This window comes from Candidatus Allofontibacter sp., from assembly GCF_040404065.1.
Classification (GTDB): Bacteria; Pseudomonadota; Alphaproteobacteria; order Pelagibacterales; family Pelagibacteraceae; genus Fontibacterium.
Genome location: NZ_JBBAJM010000001.1, coordinates 1013369 through 1027365, shown reverse-complemented (window position 1 = coordinate 1027365; position 13997 = coordinate 1013369). Strand labels below are relative to the sequence as shown.

General features: G+C 22.6%; 12 protein-coding genes. 8 read left to right on the top strand and 4 right to left on the bottom strand.

The window, feature by feature from the left end:
* Positions 1 to 10: 10 nt before the first annotated feature.
* Positions 11 to 1297 carry a nucleotide sugar dehydrogenase gene (locus AC8IG9_RS05580; RefSeq protein WP_507425811.1) on the bottom strand — a complete coding sequence of 429 codons (1287 nt, stop codon included), beginning with the start codon at positions 1295 to 1297 and terminating at the stop codon, positions 11 to 13.
* A 137-nt stretch (positions 1298 to 1434) separates the two neighbouring features.
* Here AC8IG9_RS05580 and AC8IG9_RS05575 point away from each other — a divergent pair, with 137 nt between their 5' ends.
* Genes AC8IG9_RS05575 through AC8IG9_RS05545 form a run of 7 tightly spaced genes read left to right on the top strand, consistent with a single transcriptional unit; the run spans position 1435 to position 9579 of the window.
* Entirely contained in the window at positions 1435 to 2343 is a 909-nt protein-coding gene (locus AC8IG9_RS05575) for an alpha-1,2-fucosyltransferase (RefSeq protein WP_507425810.1), read from the top strand.
* A 22-nt stretch (positions 2344 to 2365) separates the two neighbouring features.
* Positions 2366 to 3346, top strand: coding sequence for a glycosyltransferase family 2 protein (locus tag AC8IG9_RS05570; RefSeq protein WP_507425809.1), 981 nt, complete (start codon positions 2366 to 2368; stop codon positions 3344 to 3346).
* 9 nt (positions 3347 to 3355) lie between these two features.
* The gene (locus AC8IG9_RS05565) at positions 3356 to 4381 is read left to right on the top strand and encodes a polysaccharide biosynthesis protein (RefSeq protein ID WP_507425808.1); all 1026 of its coding nucleotides are present in this window, start codon (positions 3356 to 3358) and stop codon (positions 4379 to 4381) included.
* Positions 4382 to 4385: 4 nt separating this feature from the next.
* Positions 4386 to 5492 carry a polysaccharide biosynthesis C-terminal domain-containing protein gene (locus AC8IG9_RS05560; RefSeq protein WP_507425807.1) on the top strand — a complete coding sequence of 369 codons (1107 nt, stop codon included), beginning with the start codon at positions 4386 to 4388 and terminating at the stop codon, positions 5490 to 5492.
* Positions 5489 to 6610 carry a non-hydrolyzing UDP-N-acetylglucosamine 2-epimerase gene (gene wecB / locus AC8IG9_RS05555; protein WP_507425806.1) on the top strand — a complete coding sequence of 374 codons (1122 nt, stop codon included), beginning with the start codon at positions 5489 to 5491 and terminating at the stop codon, positions 6608 to 6610. Before AC8IG9_RS05560 ends, wecB begins: the two co-directional genes overlap by 4 nt.
* A gap of 28 nt (positions 6611 to 6638) precedes the next feature.
* Positions 6639 to 8552, top strand: a complete 1914-nt coding sequence (locus AC8IG9_RS05550; RefSeq protein ID WP_507425805.1) for a glycosyltransferase family 4 protein — start codon at positions 6639 to 6641, stop codon at positions 8550 to 8552.
* Positions 8539 to 9579, top strand: coding sequence for a hypothetical protein (locus AC8IG9_RS05545; protein ID WP_507425804.1), 1041 nt, complete (start codon positions 8539 to 8541; stop codon positions 9577 to 9579). The genes AC8IG9_RS05550 and AC8IG9_RS05545 overlap by 14 nt, the downstream gene beginning before the upstream one ends.
* Here AC8IG9_RS05545 and AC8IG9_RS05540 read toward each other — a convergent pair.
* Positions 9576 to 10325 carry an O-antigen ligase family protein gene (locus AC8IG9_RS05540; RefSeq protein WP_507425803.1) on the bottom strand — a complete coding sequence of 250 codons (750 nt, stop codon included), beginning with the start codon at positions 10323 to 10325 and terminating at the stop codon, positions 9576 to 9578. The two genes, AC8IG9_RS05545 and AC8IG9_RS05540, sit on opposite strands and share 4 nt — an antisense overlap.
* A 913-nt stretch (positions 10326 to 11238) precedes the next feature.
* On the opposite strand from AC8IG9_RS05540, the gene AC8IG9_RS05535 reads away from it, so the two are divergent.
* Positions 11239 to 12429 (top strand): glycosyltransferase, encoded by a 1191-nt coding sequence (locus AC8IG9_RS05535; RefSeq protein ID WP_507425802.1) that lies wholly within the window; start codon positions 11239 to 11241, stop codon positions 12427 to 12429.
* Here the strand turns inward: AC8IG9_RS05535 and AC8IG9_RS05530 are convergent.
* On the bottom strand, positions 12426 to 13142 hold the full coding sequence (locus AC8IG9_RS05530; RefSeq protein WP_507425801.1) for a class I SAM-dependent methyltransferase: 717 nt from the start codon (positions 13140 to 13142) through the stop codon (positions 12426 to 12428). The two genes, AC8IG9_RS05535 and AC8IG9_RS05530, sit on opposite strands and share 4 nt — an antisense overlap.
* Positions 13143 to 13152: 10 nt before the next feature.
* Positions 13153 to 13944 carry a class I SAM-dependent methyltransferase gene (locus tag AC8IG9_RS05525; RefSeq protein ID WP_507425800.1) on the bottom strand — a complete coding sequence of 264 codons (792 nt, stop codon included), beginning with the start codon at positions 13942 to 13944 and terminating at the stop codon, positions 13153 to 13155.
* Positions 13945 to 13997: the final 53 nt, after the last annotated feature.

The following is a 13997-nucleotide window of genomic DNA, read 5'->3' as shown; positions in this document are numbered from 1 at the left end:
TTATTTTTAATTAATTAATTCCAACTTTTTTTAATAAAATATTTTTATTTTTAATATTTATGAAATTCCACAAATCAATAACTGCTTTAAATTTATTACTATTTAACTTTTCAATTTTCTTAAATTTATTATTTTTGTAGCAAACAAAAATGACATCAGATTTGTTAAAAAATTGTTTAATATTTCTGCAGTAATTAATTTTATTTTCTATTTCTGGATATTGTTCATCATAAATAATAATTTTATTTTTATTAGTAAAATATTTTAATAGTTTTTCTCCAGGAGATTCAGTGGTTATAGGGGTGTTAATTTTATAACTTAGCCCACATATTCCTATTGTTATTTTATTTTTGAATTTTTTTTTAAGATCATTAAAAATATTAATATATCTATTAATTTGTAAATTATTGATTTTATCCGTCGTTATAGGAATTTGATTTGAAGCCCCTATTTTTTTTAAATATTTTGAAAAATTTCTATTATCTCTAGGAAAGCACGGGCCTGCGTACAAAGCTCCCAATGATAAATAATTATGACCAATTCTTTTATCATAACCAATAGTATTTAATATCTTTGAAACATCGATATTTTTTTCAACATCTGCAATTTGACTTAGAGAATTAGTGTAAGAAATTTTTAAAGTGACATATGTGTTTATAGCAATTTTTGCAATCTCCGCTTCTTTTAAATTTAGAAATTTAAGTTTGCTAATATTTTTTTTATAAAGATTTAAGTATATTTTTTTTAAAATTTTATGGCCTCGATCTAAATTAGAACCACAAATAACTAAGTCGCTGTTCATTACATCATTATAGATTGATCCTAAAGCAATAAGATGCGGATTGTATGTTAATATAAATTCTTTACCATGTTTTAAATTAAATTTTTTTTCTAAAAAATTAATAAAATATTCACATGAGCCAGGATTGACCGTTGATGTTATATTAATTAAATATTCTTTTTTATTTTTTAAATATTTTCCAATTTTTAATAGAGAATCTAGAATAAACTTATTATCAAATTCAGCATTTTGTTTCGAAGGAGTAGGAACTAATATAAAAGTTCCTTGAGTATTTTGAATTGTATTTTCAAAATTTTCAGTAAAAATAAAATTTTTTTTATTTTTTTTAATTAAATCATTTAAATTAGGTTCCGTGTCTTTAATGTTGTTTTCAATTTTTGATTTAATTTTTTTATTGATATCGTAACCATAAATAAAATTATTATTCATGGCTAATATCTGAGAAAAAATTAACCCTAATTTTCCTAATCCGATACAAAATATTTTATTTTTCAAGATTTAAATTTTTGTTAGTTAATCATTCATAGATTGCTTAAATGAAAATTTCTTTAATTACCGTAAATACTAAGATTTTTAAATTTTATATTAATTTTAAATAATTATATAGAAAAATATAGTATAATTATAAATTAGTGAAAAAAAAGATATATTTATATTTATCGGGTGGATTAGGTAATCAACTATTTCAATATGCTGCAGCTAAAAATTTAGCAATAATTAATAATGCTGATCTATTAATCGATACTCTTTCTGGTTTTGTAACAGATTTTAAAGATTTTCGAAAATTTGCTTTAAATAAAAAAACATTAAAGAATGTTTTTTTAAAAAAAAATATTTTAATCTTTTGGTTTTATAAAATATATAAAAAATTTTTTAAAATAGATAAAGTATTCAGTAATTTTTTTTTCTGTCATTTTATTAATGAAATGCTGACAAATCAATTTGATGAAGATATTAAAAAAATTAAAATAAATAATAATTTATATTTATTTGGATATTTCCAGTCCGAGAAATACTTTCTTGAAAACAAAGATAGTATTATAGATGAGCTTTATCCAGCAGAATCCGATAAAAAAATATTTATAGACATAAAAGATAAGATATTGGATTCTAATTCAGTTGCTTTAGGACTCCGTTTTTATGAAACATATTCAAAAGATACCCATTATAAATTTGGCGGAGTAACGTCATTTGATTTTTATAAAAATGCCATTCCCGCTATATTAAAGAAAGTTCCTAACCCAACCTTTTTTTTATTCTCAACTAAATTAATTAATGTCGAAAATTTTTTATTTAATTTTAATGAAATTAAAAAATATAATTATTATATATTAACTGAAGATAATGGATTTAAGGAAGCAGCTGATAATTTGTGGTTAATGAGCCATTGTGTTAACCACGTTATTTCAAATAGCACTTTATATTGGTGGGGCGCCTATTTTTCTTCAACTAGATATAAGAAACAAACAATTATATCTGCAGAAAATTTTATAAATAAAGATACTTGTTTAAATTCATGGAAACTAAATAATTATAATTAGTTTTTTTTAAATTATATATTTTATGAAACCGGATATATTAATTAGTGTTGTTATCCCAACTTTTAATAGATCTACTTATTTATTAAAAATTTTAGATAAATTAAAAAAAAATTTCTTAAATTTTAAAAATTTTGAAGTTGTAATCTGCGACAGTCGCAGCAAAGATAATACTAATATTAAAATAAAAAATTTTAAAAATAATAATTTATTTTTACCAATTCAGTATATAAATATTCAGAAAAACATTCATTCTTTAAAAAGGAATGTTGGCGTAAAATTTGCTAAAGGTAAGTACATTATTTTTTTAGATGACGATTGTTTCCCAGATGAAACTTTTATCAGAAATTATTACAGTCTTTTTATTAAGAAAAATGATATTATTTACTGTGGATCAGTTAAGTATCCTAAAGAATTATTAAAGTTTAATTTTGTAAAGTATAGACAGTCTAGGCATTTCATAGTGAATAAAGACCCTGATATTTCAACATCCAATCTTTCTCCAAGTAAAATTGTTACAATGAATATGGGTTTCAAGAAAAGTATTTTTATAAAAAATAAAATATTTTTTAATAAACATTTTAATCGATATGGATTTGAAGATTATGAATTAGGCTTCAGGTTAGCTTATAATAAATTTAAAATTGTCCAGGCTAATCCATCTGTTTATCATTATGATAAAAGAAATTTCGTTATATATTTAAAAAAAATTAAATTTCTGGGTTTTGAAAGCATGAAATATTTAGTTAGACTAAATCTTTTAGCCGCTAAAGATAATAATTTTTATAAACTTGAAAATTTTTTTTTATTCCAATTTTTATTAAACTTTAATATTTTTAAGAATGTATTATTTTTAACGCAAAAAATTTGCATCTTTATAGATAAACATTTTATTTATTTACCTTTTATTTACAAAACCGCCATAGGTTGTGCATATTTAGAGGGATGTTTTTACAGAAAAAGATATAATAATGAAGGATATATTAATAGTTATTGGTACAAATGAAATTAATTTATGTTTAAAGGAAAAAATATTTTAATCACAGGCGGAACGGGTTCTTTTGGAAGTGCTTTTGTTACTTCTTTATTAAAAGGAAAAAAATCATTTAATGAAATTAGAATTTTCAGTAGAGATGAAAAAAAACAAGACGACTTAAGAAAACTTTTTAACTTATCTAAAATTAAATTTTTTATTGGCGATGTGAGAGATTCAGCTAGTTTAAATGCTGCAATTAAAGATATAGATTATGTATTTCATGCCGCCGCATATAAACAAGTTCCATCATGTGAATTTTATCCATTAGAAGCTGTTAAAACGAATATTTTAGGTACAGAAAATGTTTTGCAGAAGGCAATTGAACACAATGTAAAAAGAGTTGTTTGCTTAAGCACCGATAAAGCAGTTTACCCTATTAACGCCATGGGCATTTCTAAAGCCATGATGGAAAAAGTTGCAGTTTCAAAATCCTTAGTTGAAAAAAGTAAAACAATTATTTGTATTACAAGATACGGCAATGTGCTGGCCTCAAGAGGTTCGGTTGTTCCAATTTTTATCAATCAAATAAAAAATAATCAGCCAATTACAGTTACAGATCCAACAATGACTCGTTTTCTTATGCCCATGAGTAAAGCTATAGAACTAGTTATGTATGCAATGAAAAATGGAAGCAATGGTGATATTTTTATTCAAAAAACTCATGCAACTTCTATAGATATTGTTATTAAAGCATTACTTAAGATTTTAAGAAAAAAAGAAAATTATAAAATTAACATTATAGGCAATAGACACGGAGAAAAGAAACACGAGAGTTTATTAACTCGTGAAGAAATATCAAAAGCCAAAGATTTTGGTCAATATTTTAAAGTTTTCAGCGATATTAGAGATTTAAATTACGATTTATATTTTTCTAAAGGTAATAAAAAAATGTCAGAAATTAGAGACTATAGTTCCAATACCGTTAAACAACTTAGCCAAAAAGAGACAGAAAAAATTTTATTATCTTTAAAAATTTTTAATAAAACAAAGAACAGTATTTTTTAAATTAATGAATGTTCTTATTGTAGGTTACAGAGGATTTATAGGTCAAAATCTATTTTATCAGCTCAAAGAAAATAAAAAATTTAAAATATCAGTATTAGATAAGCGTTCATCAGAGAGTGAAATACAAAATAAAGTTATCAAAGCAAAGTTAATTTTTTTAGTTTTTGGTGTAAATAAAGAAAAATTTCCCACAAGCACCTTTAAAGAGAATTATCTTTTAACTAAAAAAATATGCTTAATACTAAAACGCCACAATAAAAAAACTAACATTATTTTTACATCATCGATTCAAGTAAATCAAAATAATTCTTATGGAAGATCCAAACTAAAAGCTGAACAAATTTTGTTAAGATATAAAAAAGAAAATAAATCTAATTTACTTATTTATAGGCTCCCCAATATTTTTGGAAAATGGTCAAAACCTAATTATAATTCTGTTGTTGCAACTTTTTGTTTTAATATTGCTCGTAATAAAAAAATAAATATTAGTGATAATAATAAAGTAATTAAATTATTTTATATTGATGATTTAGTGAAAGATTTTCTCAACAAAATAAAATTAAAAAAATGGAGTACATTTGTGAAGATTAAAAATATCTATAGTATTACATTACTGGAATTAGCTAATTTAATTCGTAGTTTTAATATTAAAGATAATACTTATTTACCAAGCGATGTGTCTAAAGATTTTGCAAAAAAACTTTATAGTACATACGTGAGTTATTTACCAAGTTATAAATTTAAATATAACCTTAAAAATCACTCAGATAAAAGAGGTTCTTTTGTTGAATTTTTAAAGAATCAGCAATTTGGGCAATTTTCTTACTTTTCGATACTGCCAAAAAAAATTCGAGGAAATCATTTTCATCATACAAAAGTTGAAAAATTTGTAGTAATTAGTGGAAAAGCTAAATTTAATTTTAAAAATGTTAAAAATAAAAGTATATTTTCAATATCTGTTAATAGTAACGAAAACGTAGTAGTTAATAGCATTCCAGGATGGGCTCATAATATAGAAAATACCGGAAATAAATTAACGAAGATTTTGGTCTGGTGTAATGAGATTTTAGACAAAAATTGTCCAGATACATATTTTTGCAAAATAAAATGAAATTAAAAGTTTTAACGATACTTGGAACAAGGCCAGAGATAGTTCGATTGTCTCGTATCATAAGTAAGTTAAATATTTTTTTTGATCACGTGTTAGTAAATACTGGCCAAAACTATGATACTAATCTTAGTAGTATCTTTTTTAAGGAATTAAAATTAAGAAGACCTGATTATAATTTAAATTGTAAAAATAAAAATTCTGTAGAATTTATCTCAGAAGTTCTAGTAAAGATTGACTCTGTGTTATTAAAAGAAAAGCCAGATGCAGTTTTAGTTTTAGGTGATACGAATTCTGCGCTATCAGTATTAGTAGCAAAAAAAAGACAAATACCTATATTTCATATTGAGGCAGGTAACCGTTGTTTTGACCTAAGGGTGCCGGAAGAAATTAATAGATCTTTGATAGATAAAATCTCCGACATTAATATGGTTTATAGTGATGTTGCAAAAAATAATTTAATTAAAGAAAATTTTTCGTTAGATAAAATTATTAAAATAGGCTCACCTTTACGTGAGGTCTTCGAATATTATAAATTTGAGATTGAAGATTCAAAAATCTTAAATCAATTACATCTTAAAAAACAAAATTATATTTTAGTTAGTTGTCATAGAGAAGAAAATTTAATTAGTTATGATAATTTAAATAAAATTTTTGTAGCAATCTCTAAAATTTCAAAAAAATATAAATCAAAATTAATTTTTTCAACACATCCCAGGATTCAAAAAACTTTAAAAAATGTAAAGAAATCTTTATTAAAAAATATTTTATTCCATAAACCTTTTGGATATTTTGATTATGTAAAGTTACAGCAAAATTCTAAATTAACTATTTCAGATAGCGGCAGTATTGTTGAAGAGTCAAATATTTTAAATTTTCCTGCATTAAATTTAAGAGAGACTACCGAAAGACAAGAGGGCATGGAAAAAGCATCAGTAGTGATTGGCAGTCTAAAAATAGATAATATTGTTGCAGGAGCAGAAATCGCGATATCTAATTTTTCAGAGAATTCACAAAGTGAAATTCATCAAGATTATTCTGAACTAAATGTCTCTAATAAAGTAGTTACAATCATTCAAAGTTATACGGACTACATAAATCGAAAAGTTTGGTTCAGATAGTAAATAGATTTCATATAAATAAACTCTAATGAGAATATTAATAGTATCTCAGTATTTTTGGCCTGAATATTTTAGAATAAATGACCTTGCATTAGAACTTTCTAAAACTCATGCCGTAGAAGTGTTAACTGGTGAACCAAACTACCCGAATGGTGATATATTTCCTAATTTTAAAGCAAATAAAAAAAATTTTGATTATTTGGAAAAAATTAAAATTTATCGAGTACCAATTTTTCCAAGGAGATCTGGCAGTAAATTACTTTTGACAATAAATTACTTATCATTTTTACTTTCATCTATATTTTACGGTTCTTTTCTTCTAAGAAAAAAAAAATACGACATTATTGTAACTTTCGCAACCTCTCCAATTATTGTTGCCTTAATTAGTATATTTTTATCAAAATTAAAAAAAAGCAAACACATATTGTGGTTACTAGATTTATGGCCAATTGTTCTTCATGATTTAAAAATTATTAATAAAAATTCCTTGTTATTTAAGCTTTTGAATAAATTGGTAAATTATATTTATAAAAATTCAGATTTGATTTTATGCCAATCTTTAGCTTTTAAAAAAGAAATTCAAAATAACCTTGATAAAAGATTTTACAAAAAAATAGTTTACTTCCCTTCTTGGCCCGAAGAAACTTTAAAAAAATCTTCTAATGATAAGTTTAGTAACAATCAAGAAGTTGTTTTTGATAAGAATTTTACTAATATTCTGTTTACCGGCAATATAGGACAATCTCAAAATTTTGATTTAGTGCTAAGATTGTTCAAATATTTTGATTTAAAAAAAAATAAAATAAAACTTTATATAGCTGGTCAAGGACGTGAATATTTAAATTTAAGTTCTTATTTATATAAAAATGATATTAAAAATATAGTTTTAATGGGGTGGCTTCCTTTTAATTTGCTGCAGTCTTATTTTATTAATGCAAATTTTTTACTTATTTCATTAGGATATAAAGAAACTTTTGATAAAACAATTCCTGGCAAATTTCAAACATACTTAAAATATAAAAAACCTATAGTAGGATTGTTAGGAGGAGAAACTAATAAAATTATAAATAAGTATAAAATCGGTAAAGCTTTTGATTATCAAGAAGAGAAAAAATTATTTAGAGATGTAGATAATTATTTATCAAATAAAATTAAAATTGAAGATAAAAATTTTGATTTATTACTAAATATTTATTCTAAATCAAGAAGAGTAAAGAAATTTAACTTTTATATTAATAATATATCAAATTTCTCTTCTTTAGTTTCACTAAGACTTTTATTAAATCCTAATCATATCAATTATCATAAAAAATTTATAGTTAGTGCTCTTAATTTAGCCTTTCTTGGATATTATGCTAAAAGAGCTTTACCAATTAATGATTATCTTTTGCTTTGGCCAGATGGCTATTTTCGAAAGAGATTTGTTTCACCTTATATTAAAAAAACACCTGGAAGAGAATTATTAAAATCCTTAAAATTTGATAATTCTATTATAAAAAAAATTATAGTTATAGGTAATCTAGAAAAAAAATCTAAAAGTTATTTAGAAAATATATTCAAATTAAAAGTCAAACATATCCAATTGCCATATGGAAATTTGAATGATTTCAAAATACATTTGCCAACATTTAAGAAGGACGAAGTCTGTTTTTTAACTTTGCCAACACCAAAACAAGAAATCGTAGCTGACTATATTGCTGTTAATCAAAGTTATTGCAAAATTTTTTGTTTAGGAGGAGCCATTAATATGGCCTCCGGCGTAGAAAAGAGCGTGCCAGTTAAATTTACTAAATTTTTTTTTGCTGAGGCTCTTTGGAGACTTCAGTTTGATACAATAAGAAGATTAACAAGATTGGTGGAAAGTTTTTTTTATTATTTGATGGGTGAAATTAAAAGGGAATATAAAAATATAAATATTAGAGTTTTAAATGAAAAATTTTAATATTTTCATATGGTCATCTGATTTTGAAGAATTTACAGGCGAAGGTCTTCTAGCTAGAAGTTTTGTAGAAAATTTATTTAATAATAAAAGTAAAATAAAAATTGTCTCAAATAATTCAGTTTTTTTTTATAAAAAAAAAATTCTCATAGAAAAAAAAAAAAAATATAAAAATAATTTTATTAATAAATATTTATTCCCTTATTATGGTATTTTATTAATATGGTATTATTATTTAAAAAATAAAAAGACTGTTTATATAAATTATTTACCTTTGTGGAATTTTGTAATCTTTCTTTTGTTGCCGAAAGATACATTGTTAGGCCCAATTACCGGAAATTTATATAAAGCAAAAGTGAATAGTTTTAATAGTTTTATTAGAAAAATAATTTTTCCATTATTTTATTTTATTAGTATTAAAATTATCTTTAAAAAATATAAAAATGTTTTGTTTTCAACTGATAATTTAAAAGAATTAGTTTCTAATAAATTAAAAAAATTTTGCCTATTTAATATTTGTTTATTATTTTATAAAAAAAGAAAAATTGTAAAAAAGAATATAGACTTTCTTTTTTATTTTAGAAGACATGTTTCTAAAAATAATCAATTTCTAGAATTTATTATAAAACAATTGGCAGACAGAGGATTTAAAATAGTAGTTGTTGGAGATAAATTTAATTATAAAAAAATCAAAAATTATATTAATATTCCGCGAGTAAAATTATTACCTTTACTTGATCAAACACGATATTCTGTCTCAGCTGGTGATAATTTATATTCTTTATTCTTTTTAGATTGTCTTTCTTGTAACGTTACATTATTTTATAATAAATGCTTAAAACTTAAAAATGTTTTTTTTTTAGATTTTCCGCTTATACCTTTAAACTTTAACGATTTTGAAATTTCTTTAAAAATAATTTTATTAAAATGTAAAAATTTATTTTTCGATAAAGTAAATGAAATTTCATTAAAAAATATTTATTCTTTTCAAAATAAAATTAAATTAACTATAGGAAAATTTCATTATTAGTTTTTTAAGTTTTTTTTTACTAAAAAAAAATAACATAAAGAAAAAAAACAAAAATCTATTCCAAATAAACTAAAGCTATTTTCAAAAATACTTCTAATAATTAAAAAAAATAATGTATTAATAGAAAAGTGTGTTACAGGATCTTTAGTGTCGTATAATTTATTTATAAAAATGCTTTTAAATAATTCTTTTATAGTCAAAAAATATATCAATAATAGTAAACTTAGAGATATTATTCCCCCGGATAAATAGCTGTAAATTAAAGCATTAGATGAATTATTTTCATAAACTTGAAAAGTTTTTCCTTTATTTTTAAATAGATATTCATTCAACAATTTTCTGTCTGCTTGAGGACCTACACCAAAAATTATTTTGTTTTCTTTTAATATATGAAAACAATTGCTCCATATCTCTAATCGACCAGAAGAAGATTGGTTGTTCATAATTCTGTTATTATTTTGTAAATAACTCGAATAAGAAGAATAAGAATAATTATTCTTGCTTTCTTTATCTGAATGGTAAAAAAAATAGTTTGTTAATTCAAAAAAAAATATAGGTAGTATAAAAATAATAAATATTTTGAAAATTTTTTTTATAATTTTATCTTTAAATAAAATAATATAATAAATAATAATTAACAATTCGCCAATAAACGCGCCTCTGGACTGACAAATATAAATCATTATATTCGTTAAAAAGAGAATTATATAAATAATATATTTTAAATTATTTTTTAGGTAATACATGATAAAAAATAAGTAATATGATATTAACAAAAGCAGTCTGCTGAAACCTGTTACTCTCGGTGTCGATTGAAATAATGTTTGAGTTTCAGGAGTTAAAGTTTTCGAACTATACAAATAACTGATGGTATTATTTTCATTTAATTCTAAAAAAAAAGAAGTTGTAAAATATATCCCAATTAAATTAATAAAAATTAACGTTATAATAAATATTTTTTTATATAATTTATCAATCTGGTATGCCTCATTTAAAATTAATAATGACACTATTAAGCAAACTATCAATTGATAGTCGTCTAAGTTCGTTATATTTTTTTTACTTATAAATGATATTATTACTTGCCATAAACCGTATAGTATAAAAAATATAGTAAATAGATTTTTCTTTTTTATAAAAAAAAAACTTATAAAAAAAAAAATAAAAAGGAGAAATGGAATAATAAATCTTATTGCATTGTAATATACAAATAAGTTTAAATAAGAATTTTTTGAGTTGCTTATTAAATAAAAAAAATCATTTTGATTTGAATTAATAGAAATTAAACATCCTGTCCAACAAAGAATCAAGATTATTTCTTTAATCGCAATATTTTTCATATATCTTGAATATAGTTTCATCTTTTTTAAAAATTATTAGTTACTATCATTATGTACTTTCATATAATCTTTAATAATTAGGTTTTTAGCAGTCAAACATATCAAAAATAGTGCTGTCATTTTTTATATTTTTTTATTATCTATAATTTTAAAATAATAAACTAGTAAAACTAATTATTTGCATTATATATTAATAGTTTTTTAAAATATCGTAGGGTAGAGTATTCTGGTAGACTTTTCAGGCTCACAACCTTAAGATTCTTGGTTCAAACCCAAGCCCAGCAAACAACTGAAATTTGCATGTTCTTATTATGTTGAAATGACCATTCTTATAATTGAAACAGAAAATTTAGGTCATTATTTAGTTGGGTATATGAAGTATATACTAAGATTATTCGCTAAAAAAAATTATAAAATAATTATCCTTACGACAAAGGAAACTAGCCTTCACCCATCTTTTAATATTTTAAAAAAAGAAAATAAAAATATCAAATTAGAGTTTGTAGATGCTCTTGTAATTAAAAAAAAAAATTTTTTATCATTAATTATTTATCAACTTAAATTTTTTTTTTTAATTAAAAAAAAATTTAAAATTATTAACAAAAAATATAAATTTGATCATGTAATTTTAAATTCTTTTGAAAGATTTGATAAGGCTTTAAGTATTTTAGGAAGTCCTTTTGGGAATGTTTTATTTTCTGGGATTTTTTTAGGTTTAAAATTTCATTTTAAACAATTTGGAATTAATACTTCAGGACGCATTGATTTTTTTTCTAAAATACTTTTTAAAAGACTACTATGTTTTAAAACCTTAAAAAAAATTCTAACTAACGACCCTCTTCTTATTAAATATTTAAAAAAATTTAATTTTACAAATTTTCAAAAAGTAAATTTTTTGCATGAACCAAAAGAATTTAATTATGTTTACTCCAAATCAAAAGCTAGAAAAGATTTGAAAATTCCATTGCCATCTAAAGCACTCTTAGTTTATGGAGCGCTAATTAATTCAAAAGGTATATTCGAACTATTAAAAGTATTAGTTCACCAAAGAATTAGAAAAGATTTGTGCGTAGTGTTAGCTGGCACTCAATCTTTGGAAATTAAAACCTTACTTAATACTAATAAAATTAAAAACCTAATTAAAAATAAAAGGTTGCTAATATTTCATGGTTGGCAAAGTGAAATTAATGAAGCAAAACTTTTTAGTGCTTCAGATTTGATATGGGTAGGATATAAAAATTATCCAATACCTAGTGGAGTATTATACCAGGCCTCAGTTAAAAGTTTGCCAGTATTAGTATCTAATGAAGGTATAATTAATTATTTTAACAAAAAATATAAATTAGGCTTGGCTGTTGATTTAAATAATATTGATAATCTAGTGTTCAAAATTAATAAAATTTTAGAAGTTAATAATTATAAAAATTTTGTTATAAATATGAAAAAATTTAGATACAAGGCAAATCCAAAAGTATGGATTAACTCTTTTGAAAGATTAGTGCTGAATTAAAAATATCTAATTACTACTTGCGCCCCTTCTTTACTGAAAGCCAGATATTCATATTCTTGATTATTAAAAACTTCTATTAGAGCCTTATATTCATTTTCTTCCCAATTAATATAATTATATAATTCATCAAATATTAAAATAGCTCCTTTATTTAAATATGGCTTTATTGTTTTTAAAATAAACAAAGTAGTTTCGTAAGTATCAACATCAACATGGGCAAAATTTATTTTTTTATTTGTAGAAGATATAAAGTTCGGTAGAGTATCTTGTATCCAACCTTTGATAGGAATTGCATTGGCATTCAGTTTAGGAATTTTACCTTTCAAATCAAAAGTTCCCTTTGCTTGTTGAGTGCCTTTCCAGTCTTCATGTAATCCTTCGAAAGAGTCAAAACCATAAATTTTTTGGTTTTTAATAAGTTTTGAAAAAAAATTAATACTAGCACCTTTATGAACACCAAATTCTAAGAATAAACCTTGATTATCTAATTCTAAAGATTTTAAAATTGCATAACTTTTAATTTTTTTTCCTTGTAAAAAAATTGCTTTTTTAAAGTAGTTTTTAAAATGATTATATGAATTTTGCATTGATTCATTTTGGAATTTTTCAAACGGAGTTTCTCGAAATACGTTAAAATCTCTTGGAATACTAATAAATATATACCTAAATAATTTTAAAATTACTAAAATCGTATTTCTAAATGCACTATACATTATTTGAATATTATATTTTTATAAGATTTAATAATAAATGTTCACCAATATTTTTTTCTAATATATTAAATATTTTTTTAGGCATAAATTTAAAATGTCCTATTTTTTCATATTTGCCTTTTTTATAGGAATTTATTTTATAAGGAAAAATAAAATCTTGTTTTTTTGAGATTATTTTAAACTTCTTATCCAATAATTTTTTCACATCATCATCATCAACAGTATATACTATGGGACATCCCTTCTGTGCCTCATATCTGTAGGGAGTATCTTTTAATAAGAAATTTTTGTATGAGTTTTTTGCATACAACATAATTTTAATTTCTGTATTTTTGTTTGCAATTTTATAAATAGCATCAAAACAATTTTTCATATTAGGAGTATGATGAATAACACCAAAGGAATATATAAGATCAAATTTGATTTTTAATTTTTTAACCTTACTTAGCTGTTCACAATTATCTAGTAAAAATAAAGGGTTATTTTTTTCTAAATTATATTTAAAAACTCGTGTTTTGCAAATTTCTAATGATCGTATTGAATAGTCAATACCAATATATTGATTATTATTTTTGATAAATTCGATAGCATCAGTACCAATCCCGCAGCCTATCTCCAGAATTTTTTTATTTTTGTATTTATGAAATTCAGCAAAATTTGGTATATGACTTTCAACAAAATATTTTTTTTTTCTTACTTCTTCAAAATAATCTTTTGATAAAAATTTTTTACTAGAGTGATTTATATTACAAGGTTGTCTATTCCAATATCTCTGAACTGACGATAATTTACTAACATTCATGATGTGTCGTAATTAATTTTTTTTTAATATCATTTGATCGTTTTGAAATACAT